21 protein-coding genes are annotated in these 21,036 nt (G+C 49.3%); 14 read left to right on the top strand and 7 right to left on the bottom strand.

Translation table 11 applies throughout. The features are described 5' to 3' along the window. Positions 1 to 30 precede the first annotated feature (30 nt). Positions 31 to 828 carry a helix-turn-helix transcriptional regulator gene (locus tag R5268_RS09570; RefSeq protein ID WP_317420047.1) on the bottom strand — a complete coding sequence of 266 codons (798 nt, stop codon included), beginning with the start codon at positions 826 to 828 and terminating at the stop codon, positions 31 to 33. 134 nt (positions 829 to 962) lie between these two features. On the opposite strand from R5268_RS09570, the gene R5268_RS09565 reads away from it, so the two are divergent. Beyond that, entirely contained in the window at positions 963 to 2,384 is a 1,422-nt protein-coding gene (locus R5268_RS09565) for an MFS transporter (RefSeq protein ID WP_317420049.1), read from the top strand. Between the two features lie 111 nt (positions 2,385 to 2,495). Further along, positions 2,496 to 2,891: a VOC family protein gene (locus R5268_RS09560; protein WP_046893603.1), complete on the top strand. Its 396-nt coding sequence runs from the start codon at positions 2,496 to 2,498 to the stop codon at positions 2,889 to 2,891. On the opposite strand, the gene R5268_RS09555 is transcribed toward R5268_RS09560, so the two are convergent. Next, the gene (locus R5268_RS09555) at positions 2,844 to 4,064 is read right to left on the bottom strand and encodes an MFS transporter (protein ID WP_317420050.1); all 1,221 of its coding nucleotides are present in this window, start codon (positions 4,062 to 4,064) and stop codon (positions 2,844 to 2,846) included. The two genes, R5268_RS09560 and R5268_RS09555, sit on opposite strands and share 48 nt — an antisense overlap. 96 nt (positions 4,065 to 4,160) lie before the next feature. Between R5268_RS09555 and R5268_RS09550 the strand changes: the two genes are divergently transcribed. The 5 genes from R5268_RS09550 to R5268_RS09530 all read left to right on the top strand — a co-directional run bounded on the left by R5268_RS09550 (position 4,161) and on the right by R5268_RS09530 (position 10,281). Continuing rightward, the gene (locus R5268_RS09550; RefSeq protein ID WP_317420051.1) at positions 4,161 to 5,108 is read left to right on the top strand and encodes a LysR family transcriptional regulator; all 948 of its coding nucleotides are present in this window, start codon (positions 4,161 to 4,163) and stop codon (positions 5,106 to 5,108) included. A gap of 3 nt (positions 5,109 to 5,111) precedes the next feature. Continuing rightward, positions 5,112 to 5,570 carry a nucleoside deaminase gene (locus R5268_RS09545; RefSeq protein WP_317420052.1) on the top strand — a complete coding sequence of 153 codons (459 nt, stop codon included), beginning with the start codon at positions 5,112 to 5,114 and terminating at the stop codon, positions 5,568 to 5,570. Positions 5,571 to 5,834: 264 nt separating this feature from the next. Then, a complete protein-coding gene (locus R5268_RS09540; protein ID WP_317420054.1) occupies positions 5,835 to 6,983 on the top strand; it encodes an MFS transporter in 1,149 nt (382 codons plus the stop codon). A 132-nt stretch (positions 6,984 to 7,115) separates the two neighbouring features. Continuing rightward, entirely contained in the window at positions 7,116 to 9,275 is a 2,160-nt protein-coding gene (locus R5268_RS09535; protein ID WP_317420055.1) for a TonB-dependent siderophore receptor, read from the top strand. A 13-nt stretch (positions 9,276 to 9,288) separates the two neighbouring features. Beyond that, positions 9,289 to 10,281 (top strand): ABC transporter substrate-binding protein, encoded by a 993-nt coding sequence (locus tag R5268_RS09530; protein ID WP_218426093.1) that lies wholly within the window; start codon positions 9,289 to 9,291, stop codon positions 10,279 to 10,281. Between the two features lie 46 nt (positions 10,282 to 10,327). On the opposite strand, the gene R5268_RS09525 is transcribed toward R5268_RS09530, so the two are convergent. Beyond that, entirely contained in the window at positions 10,328 to 11,545 is a 1,218-nt protein-coding gene (locus tag R5268_RS09525) for a hypothetical protein (protein ID WP_317420059.1), read from the bottom strand. 102 nt (positions 11,546 to 11,647) lie between these two features. Then, a complete protein-coding gene (locus tag R5268_RS09520) occupies positions 11,648 to 12,169 on the bottom strand; it encodes a GNAT family N-acetyltransferase (protein WP_317420060.1) in 522 nt (173 codons plus the stop codon). A gap of 292 nt (positions 12,170 to 12,461) precedes the next feature. Between R5268_RS09520 and R5268_RS09515 the strand changes: the two genes are divergently transcribed. Then, entirely contained in the window at positions 12,462 to 13,052 is a 591-nt protein-coding gene (locus tag R5268_RS09515) for a phosphatase PAP2 family protein (protein WP_107680312.1), read from the top strand. 149 nt (positions 13,053 to 13,201) lie between these two features. On the opposite strand, the gene metC is transcribed toward R5268_RS09515, so the two are convergent. Further along, positions 13,202 to 14,377 (bottom strand): cystathionine beta-lyase, encoded by a 1,176-nt coding sequence (gene metC / locus R5268_RS09510; protein ID WP_218454053.1) that lies wholly within the window; start codon positions 14,375 to 14,377, stop codon positions 13,202 to 13,204. Positions 14,378 to 14,417: 40 nt separating this feature from the next. Continuing rightward, entirely contained in the window at positions 14,418 to 15,704 is a 1,287-nt protein-coding gene (locus tag R5268_RS09505; protein ID WP_317420064.1) for an amino acid permease, read from the bottom strand. A 137-nt stretch (positions 15,705 to 15,841) separates the two neighbouring features. Between R5268_RS09505 and R5268_RS09500 the strand changes: the two genes are divergently transcribed. After that, positions 15,842 to 16,831 carry a LysR family transcriptional regulator gene (locus tag R5268_RS09500; RefSeq protein WP_052927643.1) on the top strand — a complete coding sequence of 330 codons (990 nt, stop codon included), beginning with the start codon at positions 15,842 to 15,844 and terminating at the stop codon, positions 16,829 to 16,831. Here the strand turns inward: R5268_RS09500 and R5268_RS09495 are convergent. Continuing rightward, positions 16,801 to 17,454, bottom strand: coding sequence for a GNAT family N-acetyltransferase (locus tag R5268_RS09495; protein ID WP_317420065.1), 654 nt, complete (start codon positions 17,452 to 17,454; stop codon positions 16,801 to 16,803). The two genes, R5268_RS09500 and R5268_RS09495, sit on opposite strands and share 31 nt — an antisense overlap. 153 nt (positions 17,455 to 17,607) lie before the next feature. On the opposite strand from R5268_RS09495, the gene R5268_RS09490 reads away from it, so the two are divergent. The 5 genes from R5268_RS09490 to R5268_RS09470 all read left to right on the top strand — a co-directional run. After that, positions 17,608 to 18,195, top strand: coding sequence for an NUDIX domain-containing protein (locus R5268_RS09490; protein ID WP_317420067.1), 588 nt, complete (start codon positions 17,608 to 17,610; stop codon positions 18,193 to 18,195). Beyond that, complete coding sequence (locus R5268_RS09485; protein WP_317420068.1) at positions 18,192 to 18,695, top strand: DUF4274 domain-containing protein; 504 nt, start codon at positions 18,192 to 18,194, stop codon at positions 18,693 to 18,695. Before R5268_RS09490 ends, R5268_RS09485 begins: the two co-directional genes overlap by 4 nt. Positions 18,696 to 18,704: 9 nt before the next feature. Then, positions 18,705 to 19,502 carry an aminoglycoside adenylyltransferase family protein gene (locus R5268_RS09480; RefSeq protein ID WP_317420069.1) on the top strand — a complete coding sequence of 266 codons (798 nt, stop codon included), beginning with the start codon at positions 18,705 to 18,707 and terminating at the stop codon, positions 19,500 to 19,502. Further along, positions 19,499 to 20,041 carry a DUF3828 domain-containing protein gene (locus tag R5268_RS09475; RefSeq protein ID WP_317420070.1) on the top strand — a complete coding sequence of 181 codons (543 nt, stop codon included), beginning with the start codon at positions 19,499 to 19,501 and terminating at the stop codon, positions 20,039 to 20,041. Before R5268_RS09480 ends, R5268_RS09475 begins: the two co-directional genes overlap by 4 nt. Positions 20,042 to 20,629: 588 nt before the next feature. Continuing rightward, positions 20,630 to 21,036: contractile injection system protein, VgrG/Pvc8 family (locus R5268_RS09470; protein ID WP_317423091.1), on the top strand; the 407-nt coding region annotated here is incomplete at its 3' end.

Below are 21,036 nucleotides of genomic sequence, written 5' to 3'. Positions count from 1 at the left end.
GGCATTACTGCCTGCCGCCGCATCTGTGCTTTAATCCTCACCGGTTACCGGGGTGTATACCAGTAACCGGTTGGATTTATCAATATCAAATGTCAGTGAGGCATATTCATAAGTTTCCCGTCTGCCGCTGAACTCAATTTCACGGATACCGTTACAGGGCTGATAGATCTCGTGTTTATTCCACAATTTATCAAAAACAGCGGATTCCTGACATAACGCGGCGATCATCCGCTGAATATTCGGGTCATGTTTGGTTCTGGCATAATCACGGCGGAAACTGGCCAGAAGACGCTGAGCATCCGTTTCCCAGTCCGTAAACCGGATCTGATAGCGGGAATCGGTAAACAGTAAATACAGGAAGTTACACATCCCGGGCTGAGCATCAGAGAAGTGCAGATAACGATCTGCTTTTTCATTATAGGCCAGTACATCCCAGTGCAGATTCAGCACATAGCAGAGATAATTATCCGGAAAATCATCCAGCATCCGGGTGATAACCGGCGGCACCTGATGTTCGGTATCACCGGACGCTTCGGGTGCCCGCTGATGGGCCAGCAGATACAGATGCTGGCGTTCTGCTTCATTCAGGCGCAATGTTCGTGACAGGTTATCCAGAAAGCGGGCGGATACGCCGATTTCACGGCCCTGTTCCAGCCAGGTATACCAGGTCAGACCCACGCCGGCGAGTGCCGCCACTTCTTCACGGCGTAAACCCGGAGTACGGCGGCGTGACGTGTGCGGCAGTCCCACACATTCGGGGGTCAGACTTTCCCGTTTTGTCCGTAAAAAATCGGCCAGTTCCGGCCGTGTGCGTGGATTGTCACTCATGAGCAGATGCCTTATGTTATGTTGCCTTTAGTGCCTGTTATTAATAGTAATAGTATAAACTGTTAAATTGTAACAGGATAACGGCCTGATTATAGTCTCATTCCTGCTTTTAAAAATGGCAAAATGAGAAAAACATGAATCAGCAACAACGTATCGCACTGTTTGTATTAGTCCTCGCCGGATTTGTCACCATTTTTGATCTGTTTGTCGTCAATGTGGCGATTGTCAGTATAGAACGCGACTTACAAGCCGGTTTCACGGAACTAACACTGATTATTGCCGGTTATGAACTGGCATTCGGTCTTCTGCTGATCACCGGCGGGCGGCTGGGGGATATTTACGGACGCCGCCGGTTATATCAGGCCGGAATGGCCTTTTTCACGCTGGCCTCCTTATTGTGTGCCGTCGCACCGACTGCGTTATTACTGGTGACTGCCCGGTTTATTCAGGGACTGGCGGCCGCATTATTGTTCCCGCAGGTGTATGCCGGCATTCGCCTGAATTTTGATGAAACACAGGCCGGAAAAGCCTTCGGCTGGCTGGGCATGACCCTGGGGCTGGCCGCAATTGCCGGTCAGGCGCTGGGAGGCTGGCTCATCACCCTGAATCTGGCTGATATGGGCTGGCGGCTGATTTTTTTGGTTAATCTCCCTGTCGGTATACTTGCACTGGTGTTATCCCGCTATTTACAGGAAGGCCGGGCACCCGGGAAATTAACCACGGATTGGCCGGGTGTGCTGTTATCAGCCGCCGGAATCACTGCTTTTCTGTTGCCACTCCTGATGTTACCGGTATGGGGTCTGACACTTTCCGGTGCCGGATTGCTGCTTACGGGTATGGTTCTGTTGTTCTGTTTTGTCCGTTATGAGCAGTATTTATCACGCACCGGACAAACGCCGCTGTTTGATATTGCTGTACTGAGTAACCGGCCATTTGTTACCGGCACTGCTGTCGTGCTGTGTGTCTATGCCACGTCATCGGCATTTCCGCTGATACTCTCCCTGTTACTGCAAAACGGCATGGGTGCTTCACCACTGGAAGCCGGGCTGATTTTTGTGCCATCCAGTATCGGTTTTGTCATTGCCTCCTTTATCACACCACGAATGACGATCAGACTGGGTGAACCGGTGATTTATTACGGTGCATTAGGGTATGCCGCCAGCTACCTGCTATTAATTGCCGGACTGAATATTTTGCCGCAAAGCACAACCAGTGCTGTACTCAGCCTGTTTCTGTTTTTGGTCGGGTTCACTCAGGGCATGATTATGACCCCGATGCTGAACATTGTGCTGTCCCTGGTTACACCCGCACAGGCCGGAATGGCGTCCGGTCTCACCGCGACATTACAGCAGATTGGTGCGGCAGCCGGTGCAACCGCGGTATCGGTTATTTTACAGTTTTCACTCCGGCACAGCGGAGATACCGTACTGTTATCTGCTCCTGCCGCGGTTTACAGTGTCAGTCTCGGGTTCAATGTCCTGATGGCACTCTGCGCCGCACTTCTGATTTACCGGCTGACGCACGTCCGTAAACCAGAAATAATCTCCCGTCAGTAACTCATCATTACGGATGTATTAAAAAAAGAAAATACCCTCAATTGTGTATTTTCAGTCAGTGTGATACCACGTAATGTACGAATGACCGCAAATACAGGGAGTTGTCTGATGATTACTGTTTCACATCTTGACCATCTGGTTCTGACCGTGGCTGATATCGAAAAAACCTGCGATTTTTACCGCCGGGTACTGGGGTTTTCTGTTGTAACATTTCGCGGGGATCGCAAGGCGCTGGTGTTTGGCCGGCAAAAAATTAATTTACATCAGGCAGGAAATGAATTTTTGCCGAATGCAGATAAACCCGTCCCCGGTTCCGCCGACCTCTGTTTTCTTACCGGAACCCCGGTTGAACAAACGCTGGCTCATCTGGCAAAAGAGAACGTTGTTACGGAAGAGGGGCCGGTGGAGCGTACAGGCGCAACCGGCCCGATAATATCGGTCTATTTCCGCGACCCGGATTTAAACCTGATTGAGATTGGTCTGCCGGTCACGTCCCGTACGGTATAAGCGGATAACAAAACCGGAAACCAGTATCAGTACCATGGCGGAACAGGCCAGTGCCGCCATGATATTTTCCTGCAGGGAGAATACCGATACCATCATACCGCCGGCAGCGGAACCGGCAGCAATTCCGGTGTTAAAAAAGGCGATATAAAGAGATCCGGTAATTTCAATCGCCTGCGCGCTGTAGCGGATCATCCAGTTCATCAGAGTGACAGATACGCCGCCATATACCACGCCCCAGAGAGTGAGGATGATGATATGGAATACCGGGATCGCAGGCAGCAGGAGCAGCCCGGCTAAACTCAAAGCAATGCCGCCGGTAATACAGAATATGGCACTGAATAAATGACGTCCGGATAATAATCCCAGTATGAAATTACCGGCAATACCGGCAATACCGTACAGCGCCAGTAACCCGCTGAGTTCATGTGCCTGTAATTGCGGATCTCTTTGCAGAACAGGCCGGATAAAGGTAAATGCCATAAAGTGGGCCGTCACCAGAAGTAACGTGATTAACAGTCCGGTCCGGATAGCCGGGCGGCGGAGTTGCATCAGAAAATCACGGACAACCGGTGCCTGAACCGGTGGCAGGGACGGCAGGCTCAGCATCAGCAGTAATACCATAAGGGAAAACAGACTCATGATGCCAAACACGCCACGCCAGCCAACCCATTCGCCGAGGATCACACCAAGTGGAATTCCCAGAACCGATGCAGCGGCGACACCGGCAAATATCAGAGAGGTTGCCAGTGATGTATGGCGGGAAGCCACCAGCCTGGCAGCTATCCCCCCGGCAATTGCCCAGATCCCGCCGATACTTATCCCGACTATTATCCGGGCGGCCACCAGAACAGAAAAATGAGAAGCGGTGGCAGCACAGATATTCGCGGCCATCAGGAATGCCATGAGGAGCATCAGCAACCAGCGGCGGTTCAGGCGTCCGGTGAACAAGATGATCAGCGGTGAACAGAGTGCAGCCACCAGTGCCGGAATCGTTAACATCAGACTGACATGAGCCTGCGGCACATGAAACTCAGCCGCAACAGGCGTCAGTAATCCGACCGGCAGCATCTCCGTGGTGACCACGGCAAAAGTTGCCAGTGTCAGCGCAACAACAGAAAACCATCCCCGGCGGGCAGATGGTAATGAAAGAGATAAACAATGACTGTCTGACATACATTCCTCATAGTAATAACTTTACTTGAGAAGAGAGTCTATATGCGCCAGTATGACAGATAAATATCATCTTTGGCGTAACATCCGGGACAAATCGTGGCAGATAAAAATAGTTTATTACTGGATAACTTATTTGATGTACTTGTTTTTGTCCGGGTCAGTGAAACCGGTAATTTTACGGCGGCAGCCGGGAAGTTGCAGATTTCCCGTTCTGCCGCCGGAAAATGTCTTCAGCGCCTGGAAAACCGGGTCAGTACGCGTTTGCTTCACCGGACCACGAGGCGTTTGCGTCTCACTGAGGAGGGAGAGCGCTTTTACCTGCATGCCAAACGAATATTATCCGAAGTGGATGATGCAGAAAATGTGCTGTATGAAGGAAGAAAAACACCTTCCGGAACATTACGGATTGCTGTTCCTGTGGTCTTTGGCCGCAATTATGTGATGCCGGTGATACATCAGTATGCCGCACAATGGCCGGACGTTGATATTGATGTCAGTTTCTCAGATGATTACTGTGACCTCGTTCAGGAAGGAATAGATGTGGCAGTGCGTATCGGCGGCAATGATGACAGTCGCCTGGTGCGTAAGGTTCTGGCTCCTCACCGGCTGATCACCTGTGCATCGCCGGGTTATCTGGCACAGCATGGCATACCGGAAACACCGGAACAATTGACAGAACATGCATGTCTGGTTTTCCGCCACCGGGGACGAAATGTTCCCTGGCAGTTTATGCGGGACAGAGAAACGCAGTTATATCCGGTTACCGGCAGGTACAGCCTGGGAGATACCGGTGCGGTACTTGATACGGCTCTGACGGATGGCGGAATTTGCCAGCTGGGTGCTTTTCTGGCGGGGCCTCAGATAGCGAAAGGAACACTACAGCCGGTACTGACCGCATTTATCCCCCGGGGTGAACCGGTGTGTGCGGTGTATCCGTCAAAACAATTTCTGGCGCCGAAAATCCGTGAATTTCTCAATACACTGGAAACTCAATGGCAGGGGAAAGCGGTATGGGAATCTCCGGCCATCAACCATAAGGAATAACTGATGACAGATAGTGAATTTCTGACTCAGGCGATAGCGCTGGCACGCCGGAATGCCGAAAAAGGCGGTCGCCCGTTTGGTGCTGTTGTGGTCAGAGACGGGCAAATTGTCGGTGAAGGGGTTAATCAAATGTCTGAACTGCATGATCCGACAGCCCACGCTGAATTGCTGGCACTGCGTCATGCTGGCAAAAATCTTCAGCAGACCCGGCTGGAGGATTGCGTGGTGTATGCCAGCGGGCAACCTTGTCCGATGTGTCTGGCCGCGATGCGGATGGCAGGCGTAACCCGTGCGGTATATGCGTATTCCAATGCAGATGCGGAACCTTACGGTCTGTCAACGGCATCAATCGCGCTGGCATTGCGGGCTGATCCGCATGAGCAACCCGGTTTTTCGTTTACACAGCAAAAACCGGAAGATAAACCGTCTCTTTATGAGTTCTGGCAGCAAAAACAGAACTAGTCATTTCCCCCGGATGCCGCCGGGTTTCCGGCGGCGGATATTCCTGATATTATATTCGCCGGTATCTTCTGCTGCTTTGCACTTTCCTTCCTTATCTGCGTCATCTGCGTCTGTTTTACATCCTCTTATTTATCCTCCGGAATATACTGCTTTATATCAGCAGTCCGTACTCCGTCTGCCTGTCATTTCGCCTGATTTATCTTCCCCTGGTCTGTGAATTCAATCCATAACCCGTTTATTTTCATTTTGTTATACAGGATTCTTATGATTTCACCTTATACCTTGCCCGTACTGGCGCTGACAGTATTTTTTACCGGGGTTACCGAATTTATGGTTTCACCAATGCTGACACCACTGGCAGCGGCGTTTGATGTCACACCGGCACAAGCGTCGTGGCTGATTGCGGCGTATACCTTATCGTATGCCGTGGCCGCGCCGGTGCTGGGGCGATTATCGGATCGGATCAGCCGTGATCGGATGTTGCGTGCCGCATTGCTGCTATTTGCGGCGGATGGTATCGCCCTGGCAACAGCACCGTGTTTCAGTGTGGCTGTCGGACTGCGTATTCTGGGCGGACTGGCGTCTGCGGCACTGATTCCGTCAGTGTTTGCGCTGATTGCAGAGCAATTCCCGCCTGACAGGCAGGCTTCCGCGATGGGATTTGTGATGACAGGCATGACCGCCGGAATTATCTCCGGCCCGGCAATTGCCGGATGGCTGACATCCGGTATCGGCTGGTACGCACCTTTTCTGCTGACTGCCGCCGGGAGTTTGATTATGTGGATAGCCTGCTGTTTTTTATTACCCGGCATCAACAGGGTTTCCGCTCAGCCGGTAGCATTATTACCGAGAAAAGATTATTCACCGGCATTATTGGGGCTGATCACCGCCAAAGGTCTGTGGAACGGGACTGCGGTGGTGTTATTTGTTCTCAGTGGTGAATGGCTGCGTCACCGTTTCGGGCTGAATACAGAAACTATCGGTCTGATCAGCATCATATTCGGCGGCGGATTATTAACCGGAAATATTTTGTTGCCGTTTTTCCGGCGGTTAAGCGCTACAGATACCCGCTTGTTGCTGATCAGCCTGATAGTGATGAGTACCATGATTGCCGGGTTTATCAGCGGAGCGGGCGGACTGACCGGGATGATGTTGTGGATGCTGCTGCAGGGATGTGCACTGGGGATTGCGGCTCCTGTCAGCACCGCAATCATTGCGGAGCAAGCCGGAACACGCAAAGGAGAGGCACTGGCATTATCAGAAAGTCTGAATAACCTGAGTATCTTTATTCTGTTGCCGGTAACAGCAGCACATCAGAACAGTCAGATGTTATTACCCGCCGTTACTGCATTATTATGTTGCGCAACAGTATTGACGGGGTGCATTCTCAGCCCGATATATTGTAAAAAGTAATAATAACGAGAGAAATTATCTCTTCCGGAACTCATTGATACTGATCACGTTTACCTGAAGCGAAAATCAATATCATTTACGCTATATAAAATAATATACAACGATAGCAGTAAAACAATAACGGATGGTTCCATGACTAAAAAATATATTTCGCGGGCACTACTGCCTGCGCTGATTTCTGTTGCTCTTTTTCCGGCACAGCAGGCACTGGCAGATACTATTATTGTGACGGATAAACCCTCTCATATCACTCCGCAAACACAGGCCGGTGCCGGTTTTGTGGCGACTGATATTGATATGGGGCCGCTCGGCACCAGGCAGTGGCTGGATATTCCCTACAGCAGCAATACGGTCAGCGAAGCAATGATCCGCAATCAGCAAAGTAAAAGTGTCAGTGAAATGCTGAAATATCTGCCGTCTTCTCAGATGCAGGCACGCGGCGGTATGGATGTGGGTCGTCCGCAGAGCCGGGGAATGCAGGGCAGCGTGGTGGAAAACAGCAGACTGAATGGCCTGAATATTGTTTCCACCACCGCGTTTCCGGTCGAAATGCTGGAACGGCTGGATGCCGTGAACAGCCTGACCGGTGCAATTTACGGCCCGGCCAGTCCTTCCGGTCAGTTTAATTTTATCTCCAAACGGCCTGCACAGGAGCCGCTGCGCAGGGTCACGGTGGGTTATCAGAATCGCAATGCTTACAGTGCTCATCTGGATCTCGGCGGCCAGGTGAATGAAGAAAAAACGTTCGGCTATCGCCTGAATTTGCTGGATGAAGAGGGTGAAGGCTATGTCCGGAACAGTAAGACCCGCCGTCAGCTGGCCGCTGTTGCCCTGGACTGGCAGATCCGGCTGGGAACACAGATACAGCTGGATGCCAGTCACTATCATTTTATTACCAAAGGATTTCCCGGCAGCTTTGGTTACGGCCCGGATATAGATTTGCCGAATGCGCCTGACAGCAGCAATCCTGATCTTGCACTTAATACCGCCGGTAATGACCTGACGACAGACTCGGTCAGCACCCGGTTTACCCACTATATGAATGATGACTGGTCATTGAGCGGCGGTATCGGCTATCAGCAGGCAGATCGGGCAATGCGTTCCGTTTCCTCTCAGATTCTGGACAGCAAAGGGACTATCAGCCGCTCGATCACGGATTCTCCGGCAGCCGGTCGTTTCCGCGTTCTGAGTAACAATCTCGCCCTGAACGGTCAGTTTGATACCGGTACGGTAAATCATGATGTGACACTCGCCACCACCGGTTATACCTGGTCAATTTACAGTGCCAAAGAGCGGGGAAAAACCTTTCAGCTCGGCAATACCAATATGTATGATCCGTCATCCATGACCGAACCTTCTGATGGCCGCATCAGAACCGGCGGGGAACGCTACAAAGCCAGTGAAAACCAGCAGCAGAGTATTATCATTGGTGACACTGTCACATTTAATCCGCAATGGTCTGCCATGGTGTATGTCAGTCAGAGCTGGATCACGACCCGTAACTTCGATAAGCAGGGACACAAAACTGACCGCGATCAGCAGACCGGCACCAGCCCGAATATGGCGCTGATGTATAAAATCACGCCGGATGTGATGACCTATATCAGTTATGCCGATTCGCTCCAGCCGGGGGATACCGCGCCGGATGATGACAAAGTCAAAAACCGGGGTGAAACACTCAGCCCGTACCGCAGCACCCAATATGAATGGGGTGTTAAAGCCAATACCGGCAATATGAACCTGAGCGCTGCCGTTTTCCGCCTCAAACGGCCGTTTGCCTATACCGATAGTGATCAGGTCTTTAAAAAGCAGGGCGAACAGGTCAATGACGGTCTGGAACTGACCGCCACCGGTAATGTCTGGCAGGGGCTGAATATTTACAGCGGTGTTACGTTCCTGAAAGCAGAACTCACGGATACCGGTAATAACAAAACAGAGGACAAACGGGTTGTCGGCGTGCCAAAAGTGCAGGCCAATCTGCTGATGGAATACAGTCTGCCGTCTGTCCCGCAGTGGGTATACAGTGCCAATATTCATTACACCGGAAAACGGGCGGCCAATGATACCAACACCAGTTGGGCAGACAGCTACACCACGCTGGATCTCGGTGCCCGTTATACCACTCAGATAGAAAATGTGCCGGTCACGCTGCGGATCTCTGCGGATAATGTTACCAATGAGCATTATTGGGCGTCTATCTTCCCCGGCAACAGTAACGGTAAAAATGGCGGCGCCAATGCCTTTACAGGTGCAGGCCGTGAGTTCCGTGCCACAGTATCGTTTGATTTTTAACGGAGGCAGCGTGATGCGGCATTATTTATCAGCGTTATGTCTGTTATTCGTCAGTACCTGTGTATTCAGTGCCCCGGCGGATATTGCGCCGGAACCGGCACTGCGGATAGCAACACCGTGGCCGGCACAAAATGCGATTATCATGATGCTGGGGTACGGCGGTAATATCACCGGAACCTCACGGATTGCCAAACAGATCCCGCTGTTCCGCCAGATGCTGCCGCAGATTGATAATGTGCCGGTCATCGGTACCACCGGCGGGAATGAGCTGAATATTGAACAAATCCTGAGTCTGCGGACAGATATTTTATTTATCCATGACGGGATACGCGTTCCGCAACAGGAGGTACTGGCTCAGGCCGGTGTCCGCGTGCTGTCTTTTAAAGCCAATAGCATGGATGCACTGCGGGAGCGGGTAATGCTGACCGGTGAAGCGCTCGGCCCGGATGCAGCGGCAAAGGCGGCACACTATGAGCGCTATTTCCGTGACAATATCCGCAGGGTGCAGGAACGGCTGAAAAACGTTCCGGATTCTGCCCGTCTGCGGGTGTATCACAGCATGGGTAATCCGCTGTATACCTCCGGACGGCCGTCGCTCAATCAGGACTGGATGGATTTGGCCGGTGCGGTTAATGTGGCGGAAAACTGGTTTCCCGCACACAGCAGTGCTAACGGTGAAGTGTCATCAGAGCAGATTATTGCGGCTGATCCGCAGGTGATTATTGCGATGAACCGGCGGGATGCTGAATTTATTCAGTCATCGCCGCAGTGGCAATCCATTGATGCGGTACGCAGCGGGCGGGTATATACCAATCCGCGCGGGATGTTCTGGTGGTGCCGTGAAACGTCAGAACAGGCATTGCAGTTTCTCTGGCTGGCCACCGTGCTGTATCCGGATGCGTTTGCGGATATTGATATGAGAAATGAAACAGCGGCGTTTTATCAGACATTTTATGGCATTACGCTGACTCAGCAGCAGATCACGGATATTCTGCAACCGGAGTAATCCGGATATACCGTCACCGGTTTTCCGGTGACGGTAATGTCAGATTTTACACTTTCACAAACTCAACATGCTGCAATAATCCGCCGCCGGAGAGTGAACGATCCTCATGGAATGTCAGCACAATATCACCTTCTTCCAGGTGCAATTGTGTTTCACGGTAAATCACCGGACCGTAATTTGAGCCGGACTTATACGGTGTCAGCACCGTTTTGGTTAAATCGGTCAGATGGGCATCGGTGACGATTTTTCCGGCCTGTTCGATCCGCAGTTGTGTTTCATAATCAAAACTGAGGGAATCGGTCATATAGGCATAATACAGCCGGATATGATACAAACCGGCACTTCTGACCGGTAACCTGACCGGGTCACCGCTTCTGTCATAGCTGCGGGGTTCGGCGGCAGACAAGTAGTTATAGCTGCCGTCAGCGGAAGAATTACTGTCCGTCAGAAACAGATTGCCGAGATAAACCGTATGATTTTCACCATCAACCGGATTAGCGCTGATATCACTACGTTCAGGGCAGACACGGGTGGATTTTTGCTGCGCACCGTAAGTCAGGTGCTCCTGAATATTGGTATAACCGGATGTCCAGTAAATGACGGAGCGTTTGGCCTGACTTTCCGGGTCATAAAAATCATCATTTTCGGTGTAATTATTGATCTCTGCCGTCAGCACATCCTTAAACATAATATCGGCCTGTTCTGTCAGAGCCTTACTGTATTTTTCCAGAACATCAGAAGCATATCCCCAGCTTTTGCCGAATACCAGAGTATCACGCAGTGTGAAAAAATAGAGCAGGCAGGACAGGGCACATACACCGCACAGCCGGACAATTCCTCTGCTTTTTGCGGTATTAATACTGAGAATGCACAGACGGCGCATATCCGCGACAGCAATTTCATTGCGCACCACAATCAGCTGCCGCGCTTCTTCTGTCGGCGAATTTTGCCAGGAACTGATTGCATCCTGTAAACTTTCGGCATCTTTGCGGACAGCCTGGTATTCCGATTCCAGCCATTCCGAGGTATTTTTCATCAGTGTTTCCTGAATAATACCGATAACATCCACTTCTTTTGGTTCTGTCATTTTTTTATATACCAGCTTCAGCACCATACTGAGGATCGTAGTGGCAATGCCCTGCGGTGAAATCGCGGAAGCGGAAAAAGAGGCAGGCGGGATCATATTTAATGCCTGTAACGTCAGCATATGTAACGGTGGCTGGGTACTTTCTGCGGCAAGGTGAAGAGCAGAAATCTGAGTCATAATGTTTCTCCGGCAGATAATAAACAGATAAGGGAAAATCAGTTTATGGCTGCTTATCTGCCGGTGACAGACGCATTTTTATCAGATTTATGAGAAACGCTATTACAGTGGTTTTTCCATAATCAGCAGGCGTGAGGATTGTTGTTCTGTCATGAACGGCAGAGAGCCGGTCACGGTCATTCCCTGTGACTGATAAAAATGCTGAGCGCCGGTGTTATTTTCTAAAACCTCCAGCCACAGACATGTCTGAAGGCGGGAACGGGCAATATCCTCAGCCAGCGGGAATGCGCTGCTTCCGTATCCTTTTCCGGTTTCACCCGGTAAAAAATAGAGTTTATTGAGCAGCATTCCGCTGTACGTTTTTCCGGTTACCGGACTGTTTTCGGTCAGTTTGCAAAATCCGGTAATGGTATTGCCGCTACAAATGAAAAACCAGGATACCCCGGTATTTTCCATACTCTGTGCAATAACCTGCGGGTGATATTCACTGTCCAGATAAGCATTCAGCTCTGTTTCTGAATCCCAATAAGCAGAAAAATGATGGCGGTAAGCGGAATATCCGGTGTTGCTGAGCGCAGTAATCTCATCCGGTGTCACTGCCCGCAGTGTGAGAGTGGTTGTCATAAAGGGTACCCGTTGGTTTTATGCTTTTAAAACAGTCTGCCGGATAAATTACACCGGAACCTGAAGGATTTATAAAATATTATCCGTCAAATCAATATTTTGACGCCTTTTAACTGAAAATTTAGGAATTTTCCTTATTGTGATTTATTTCTGTAACCAATTGATATTGTTTATATATTATAATTCAACATAAAATAACACGATAGTATTTCGGGCATTGGTATGCTAAAACACGGTGTGCTGAAAATCAGAAAAGCAGTTTAATTGATTTTTTTTAAAAGGAAATTTTCAGATGATGTTTATCGACAGGGTTATTCACCTGGTGCTCAGTGGTATTATTATCGTAGGTGTTTATCAGTTTTATTTCTTTACGCAGCGTCATATGGTCAGGCCGGTTAAAACATTTAACTCTGCACTGGATGAAAAAATTCCTTTCTGGCCCTGGTGGTCCTGGATATACAGCTTTCTTTATTATCCGGCGATTCTCTATCTGAACTGGATTATTCAGGATTCACGTCAGTTTATCATCATCGTATTCAGCTATGTTATTCTGCTGCTGATGCAGATGTTTTTCTTTGTGGTGTATCCGGTTGCCACGCCGCCGCACTGGCGTGAAATGAATAAAGGCAAGAAAGCCTCTGAAAAATTCCTGCTGTTTGTGCAGAAATTTGATGATACATCCAACTGTTTCCCGAGCATGCACGTCTCTGTTGCCACATTAACCGCACTGCTGGCATATGCCACACTCGGACCATGGGTATTCATGTTCCCGCTGTTAATCGCGTTATCCTGCATGTTCACCAAACAGCATTATCTTATTGATTTACCGGCAGGTGCGGTACTCGGCTGGCTGGCGTATCAATGTTATGTCGTATTAATATAATTTGTCGGTTAACGAACAATTATAAATACCCTCAATGATTTAATTGCCGCACGCTGTGCGGCATTTTTTTATCCGGATTCCGGACAGAAAAAAACCTGCAAAAAAATGCAGGTTTTCCGGTATACAGTGCTGTTTCTTCCGGGAGAATATCAATGCGCCATGCGTGCAAATCCGTCAGCCAGATCCTGCTTCAGATCATTAACATCCTCCAGTCCGATTTGCAGACGCAGTGTCCGCCCGCCGGGATTCCACTCTGTAACGGTACGGTATTCCGCACAATCAAACGGGGTGATCAGGCTTTCAAAACCGCCCCAGGAGTAACCCATTCCGAAAATGGAAAGTCCGTCCAGTAACCTGCCGATATCATCCTGCGTATATTTCGGGTCAAGTACCACCGAGAACAGTCCGGAAGAGCCGGTGAAATCGCGTTTCCAGATTTCGTGCCCCGGGCAATCCTCAAAGGCCGGATGCAGCACGCGGATCACTTCCGGGCGGGCTTTCAGCCAGTGTGCGATGTCCAGCGCCCGTGACTGAGCTTCTTTCAGACGGATTGACAGCGTACGCAACCCGCGCAGTGCCAGGAAACAATCTTCCGCACCCGGCAGCATCGCCATCAGATCATAGGTTTCCCGCAGTTTCGGCCACCATTCCGCGTTAGCAGAGACAATCCCCATCAGCAGGTCAGAATGACCGCCCAGATATTTTGTTCCGGCTTCAAGGGAGAGATCACAGCCCATATCATGAGCCCGGAAAAACAGCGGCGTTGCCCAGGTATTATCAATAATCGTCGCGATTTTGTATTTTTTCGCCACAGCAGTGATAGCGGGTACATCCTGAACCTCAAAACTCTGCGAGCCGGGGGATTCCAGGAAAATCGTGCTGGTGTTACTTTTGATCAGCGTTTCAATATTACTGCCGATCATCGGGTCATAATAGGTGATGGTGATCCCCATTTTTTCCAGCAGACCGCGGCAAAAGTTACGGGTCGGGCGGTAGACACTGTCCGGCATCAGCAGGTTATCGCCGCTTTTCAGCGTGGTCAGCAGCGCCAGTACAATGGCACCTAATCCGGACGGCGACAGCACGGTTCCTTCAGCGCCCGCGAGGGCGCTCCAGGATTGCTCGAGATTTTTGATGGTCGGCGTGCCGGCGGTACCGTAGTTAAATTCAGCCCGGTTATTCAGCAGAGCATCCATCGTCGGGAAAACCACGGTAGATCCCCGGTAAACCGGAGCATTAACAAAACCGGATTGTGACGCCGGGTCACGCCCCAGCTGCGTTATTTGTGTATCAATATGAAAATCTGAAACGGTTTTTTTAGTCATAACATCCTCACGCGTAATACGTCGTTATTCATTTACAGCGTTATTCGAAAAACTTAAAGAACGGGGAGAGACACAACAGCACGCCGAAGAAAATAATAAACCAGACTGTTGCCCCTTTGAATTTATGTAATACCGGCACACGGTAAACCAGATAGCACGGGATCAGGCAGGAAACCACACCGAATAACGGCCCGCCGAGTTGCATAAAGAACAGAATAGAGAAGCGGGTGGAAACCCAGAACCACAGGGACAGAATCACGCCGATACATACACCGTAATGCAGCACGGTCTGATTAATACGTTCCTGAGGCATAAAGCGGGTAAGAATATTCACCACAATCCCTTTGATCGCTTCCTGGAATCCGAGATAAATACCGAGGAACGCGGTCAGAATGGCGAAAATATTCAGCATTGCCGTCATCACTTTAACAACCGCGCCCGGAATGACCTGTGCTGCGATCGCCAGCGCCGAGATATTCTGTTCAAATGCGGAGACAGCCTGGTCATGGCTGATCGAGAACGTAAACGAGAACGCAAAGAACAGAACCGCAACCGCCAGGATGATATACGCCACCCGGTTTGCGCGCACTGCACGGTAAGTCGCGATCCGCTTATTTTTTTCCACTCTGCGGTAAGCAATGTTCATCGGGCTTAAAATCTGTACAAACAGAATGGAGAACAGGGTAAACGGCAGTGTCAGAAACACATCCCGCAGGAACGGCAGGAAGTCCGGAAACGCGCTGATATTGGCAAAGTTCCAGTAAGGTACCATCACAATACCGAGTAATACGATAATCCCGAATTTTACTATGACCATCGGGCCGGACACCTTAAATAACAGGCGTTCCCCCTGAGCGGCAATCGCCACCAGAACCGTCAGAATAATCAGTCCGTACCATACCGAATCGGATAACAATCCTTCCGTTAACCCGAATGTTTTAATATAAGATGCACTGTCAAAGGTTACGGCGAGTGAATAGGAGAACATGCCGTGCAGCAGCATCAGGAAATAGGCAATACCCAGGGCTACCCCCCAGTTTTTCCCCAGATACTGTGTGATAACGCTGGCATAATCCTCACATTCCTCGGATTCGGATAATGTCCGCAGATATAAATTTTGCAGCCAGTAAATTGCCGGATACGACAATAATGTGGCGGCTATAAAGACCCAGATACCTTTAATACCGATCTGAACCGGCATAAAAACAATCCCGGAACCGATTGCCATCCCGATACATAATACAACCCATCCGGCGTCATATTTGGTAAAGGGGATCTTTTTTAAATCACTATTTGCATTTGCACCTGTCTGAATGCTGTCTTGCATAGTCAATTCCTCAACGTTATAGATTTAATTATTTAAAAAGTCAGGAACAACGTGAATATATTTATGTTGTATGGATACAGTGTTATAAAACCGTTGTTATAGTAAGGGGTAACACGCAGGCTGAACAGGGTACGACTATGCTAATAAATAAAAACACTTTTGCGTTTAAAGCAAAAATTGACAGCTACGCGATTTTTCGCCATCTGGAGCTGTTTATTAAAATTGTGGAGTGCAACAGTTTCAGCGGTGCGGCACGAAAACTCAACGTCACGCCGTCCTCTGTCAGCCGCGGCCTGCAGCAGCTGGAGGAACAATTAGGTGTGGTACTGCTGAAACGAACCACCCGTAATTTTATTCTGACCGAAGCAGGCCGTTATTTATTGCAGAGGGCGCAACAGTTGCTGTCTGATCTCGATGATTCATTAGTAAATACGGCGAGTTTTTATCAGCACGCACAGGGTCAGTTAAAAATAACCTGCTCAATTGCATTCGGTGTCTGCCATTTAATGCGGCTTTACAGTGAATACCGGGAAATAAATCCGCAGGTCAGCTTATCGGTAGATCTGAATGATGCATTAATTAATTTAAATGAAACCGACTTTGATATTGCATTACGGATCACCAGTCATCCGCCGGAAAATTTTGCATTACGAAAACTGTGCAATATAAATTGGGTCTATTGCGGCAGCCGTCATTATTTTGAGCAGAACGGAATTCCGCAGTCACCGGCAGATATTGCCCGCCATAATTGTTTAATTAATCCGAATATTCCGGATACCTGGCGGATGAATGATAAGGACGGGGTGGCGTATCCGCTGGCTATTAACAATATGATTGAGGTAAACAGCAGCCTGGGATTACTGGAGGCGGCGCGCTGTCATCAGGGTATTGTCTGTCTGCCGACCTATATGCTGGGGAATTATATTGATAACGGCGAGTTATTGCCGGTATTGCTGGACTATAACCCGAAAACCACGCCGTTCGCGCTGTATGCTCTTTACAACCCGGCACACACGCATGCCCCGAAGATCCGTACGTTTATTGATTTTCTGGCGGATAAGCTTCCGCTCAATCCGCCGTGGGACAGCTGGATGTATCAGGACAGTGCAGGGAGCTCACCGGCATAAACATAATAGGTTTCGGTCACATCATGGCCACCCCAGTCATAGGCTTGTGCGGCGATACGCTGTAATCCTTTATGTTCATAAAAACCGAAATCAGAATCACTGTCTGTCCAGAGAAAATAACGGGTGGCCCGCTTATCCTGCAGATAATTCATCGCCAGTTGCCAGAGGCGGTTGCCGATACCTTGTCCGCGGAAGCGGGAATCGATCATAAATAAATTCAGTGAGGCATCAAAATTCCCGTCACAGGAAGCCAGCAGCCCGCCGTTGATAATCAGGGTATTCAGATACATATCAAACAGGGTTTCTTCCTGCGGATCACGGGTGATAATGTTTTTCAGGGCAGAATACTGACGGGTTTTGGCGCGGACTTTTTCCCGCAGGTCGGCGGCCGCCGTGACAGCCATAATACCGGCGATGATGTTATTATCATCACGCACCACAAATATCCGCGTTGAGGTCAGAATGACATCATCCAGTAAAAATTCCGCCATCGGCAGAACTTTCTCTTTCGGAATCCAGCTGCGGTAATCCCAGGTGGTGATAATTAATTCATTAATTTGTGCAATATCTGCATCAGAAATGGTGTGTAACTCGCTGTAACTCAATGCCTGAGTGTCACTCATGCAATCCGCCTTATGGGTGTGATGTCCGTGGCAGATTATATCGTCAGCATTATTATGCCTGCAAATAATGTCACCCGCTTTGCCATTGCCGGAGGCAGATAAAGCGATTACAGTGTTGCGCATACCCGCAATTTTGCTCACATCCGGTGAACTATGACTTCCGAACAGGATACAGTCCGTATTATTGATACCATCACGCTTTCCGATAACTGGTATATCCTCAAAAAATATGTTGTTGATTATCTGCGCCGTGACGGTACCTGTCAGCGTCTGGAGCGGGAAGTTTATGATCGCGGTAACGGCGCGGTGATCCTGCTTTATAACCGTCAGAAAAACAGCGTCATTCTGATCCGCCAGTTCCGCCTGCCGGTATACGTCAACGGCCATGATGGCTTTCTGATTGAGGCAGCCGCCGGTCTGCTGGAAGAGCAGGACCCGGTATCCCGCATTAAAGCAGAAGCGGAAGAGGAAATCGGTTTTCGCATCACCGATGTTGAAAAAGTCTTTGAAGCTTTTATGAGCCCCGGTTCAGTGACCGAAAAGCTTTACTTTTTTATTGCCGAATATCAGGACAACAACCGGCAAAGTGACGGTGGCGGTCTGCCGGAAGAGGGCGAAGATGTTGAAGTGCTGGAAATGCCGTTCCCGGAAGCCCTTGCTGCGATCCGCAGTGGTGAAATAATTGACGGTAAAACGATAATGCTGTTACAGCATCTGGCACTGTCGGGGAGAATGGCATGACGGATGACGAAAAAGAGCAAAAAGAAGCACAATTAGTCCGCGATTTTCTGATGAACGCAACGCCGGAACAGCGGCACTTATTTATCGCCCGTTCCAATTATGACAGTAATTATGATGCACTGAACGAACTCGCGGCGGACCCGCAGCTGGATCGGGCATCCGCACTGCTGATGTACTGGTCTTTGGGAGCCGCCTGGTATGTGCAGTATGGCCATGATGATGACGTACCGGACTATTCACGGCACAGCCTGGCGTTGATCAGGTTAATTGAAACCCGCTATTCTGCGGGGTTTTATGTCGATCATGGTATCTGGTTTGACCCGATGCAGTCAGAGGGCGGACGGCCGGATGATTACCCTGATCTGCCGGTCAGACGGCCCGTACCGGACATCATGTACATCGCTGCACCCGGTGATGTGTATGTTGATTTGGATGATGAGAATTATGATGAAGGCTTACCATTACCGCTGGCAGAACAGGTGTATGCACTCTATGAATAGCATCTGCTGATGACAATAAATCTGAATCATGTCCCCGCTGCCATTCGCAGCCAGGTTGCTGCGGTAGCAGGGATACTGAAAAATCACCTGACGGAAACACTGAACAGCCTGCATTTATATGGCTCCGCGTTGCAGGGCGGGCTGAAACCGCTCAGTGATATTGATCTGCTGGTAACAGTGACCGCTCCGTTGACCGAAACGCAACGGGCAGGGCTGATGACAGCATTGCTGTCCGTTTCTGCCTGGCCCGGGACGGACCCTGAATTGCGTGCACTGGAAATAACGATTCTGGATATCAGCAGCGTAAAACCGTGGCGTTATCCCGCCCGGCGGGAGCTTCAGTTCGGAGAATGGCTGCGGCAGGATATTCTGAACGGTATTTATGAACCGGCAATGACTGACCCTGATCTCGCGATCCTGCTGACCAAAGCCAGGATGCATAATATGCCGTTGCTTAATGGTGATGCAGCAACGGTATTTGACGCCGTCCCGCAGACCGATCTGAAACGGGCATTTTCCGCGACACTTGCGCAGTGGAATACCTCTGAAGACTGGGAAAATGAGGAGTGCAATATTATTCTGGCGTTGTCACGCATTGCTTATACACTGACAACCGGGCATATTGCATCCAAAGCAGATGCTGCGGCATGGCTGGCTGAATCTGTTACTGATCCGCAGCAGCAGCAACTGTTGCTGGCGGCCAGGCATACCTATCTGACCGGTGAATCATTCAGGGTTTCTGATAAAAAGGCAATCAGCCACTGCATTCTTTCCCTGCGGGCGTTATGCGAAGGAAAACAATCATGAAAACAATCATGAAAACCGCAAAATATCTTCCGCTGGTATTGTCCCTGCTGTTGCCGTTATCTGCCGGTGCCGGAAAGACATCACCGGCGATATTATCACCGGAAGAGGTGGTGCTTGATTTCTACCGCCTCAACTTGCAGGACCCGCCTTCTGATGGTTATGCAAAAAGCCAGGATTTGTATGTCAGCCCGTCATTACAGGTAAGTATCAATGATTCCCTCAGTTGTAATTTCGACGGTCCTGACACGGATCAGGCGTTTTGTGACCAGCCGCGCCCCTGCAAAGAAACGGCACATAATGTGGTGTGTCTGTGGGGGGATTATTGGGTGGAAAACGATGTCAATTATTACACCAAGTCACAGGATTATCCGGACTCATGGATAACAGAGCGGGCGGCTCATACAGAATCACAATCCGCTGATACCGCCACTGTACGCATTACGCTGGGGAAAGCACCGGAGCCGTTACGGTCATTCCGGGTAAAATTGATTCTGACCGGCGGACAATGGAAAATTGATAATATTGTGATGATGGAATGATACCGGTGTTCTGATACGTTTTGTGCATAAAATAAGTAAACAGATAAATTCACCTTTTTTACGCTTTTTTCTTATTTTATCCGGAATGAAAAAATGAAGCGTGTTTTTCCGCACATTTTATTTTTAAAATTTATTTTTATAATTCAATGCATTATGGTAATAAAATATTTTATTACATATTTTATTTTCGTGAGAATAAACTGAATTTATTTTTAATCTTTATTTACAAAGAGTTATTTTGAATTGTAAGTAATCCTGCCAGTTACCTTCGGATTTGTACGACATTAACACCTGTTTTTGTGGGTAATTCATCCTTTCATAAGTGTAATCACCTGTTTTTTCATTAAATTAAAACTAAAGATAAATATGCTGTGAGATACAGAGGCTTTCCTGTACTTTACATATTGTTAAGTGAATTTTATGATTTTACCGTTGTTATCCTGTGTGACGACATTACTCGTCCGGTCACATTATTCCGGCCCGGTCATTATTACTACCGGGCCGTTCTGTTTTGTTTCCGGGTCCGGTTCGCTGCAGCCCTGCGGTAGCTATATTCCGGATCCGGCAATTCTGATTTATGGGGGAGCAGTGACACCATCTATTTCTGATCTGTTACCGGAAAAATCCGGGCTGATTTTTACCTGCAAAATAGGCCGGTTACCGGAGCAGACCTTTCAGGTCACCGAATTTTCCCTCAGCGAATCCATTTCCTCACTGTTTTCACTGACCATCAGCGCAGTCAGTCTGCTGCCATCCGTGACGTTTGAGGAGCATTTAGGCTCCGCCGCCTCACTGACAGTCACCCGTGACGGTATTAAAGTCCGTACCGTGCAGGGGCTGCTGGCCTCTGCGGAACAGGGTAATACTGACGGCAACAAAACCTGGTATCACTTTCTGATCCGCCCTGAAATGTGGATTATGACGCTCAATCAGGACAGCCGTATCTTCCGGGAACAATCGGTGCCGGAAGTGCTGGCGACGCTGCTTAAAGAAGC

Source organism: Morganella sp. BCCO 40_0007, assembly GCF_032989665.1.
Taxonomy (GTDB): domain Bacteria; phylum Pseudomonadota; class Gammaproteobacteria; order Enterobacterales; family Enterobacteriaceae; genus Morganella; species Morganella sibonii.
Note: the sequence above shows the minus strand (reverse complement) of the source record. Positions and strands in the feature narration are given on the sequence as shown.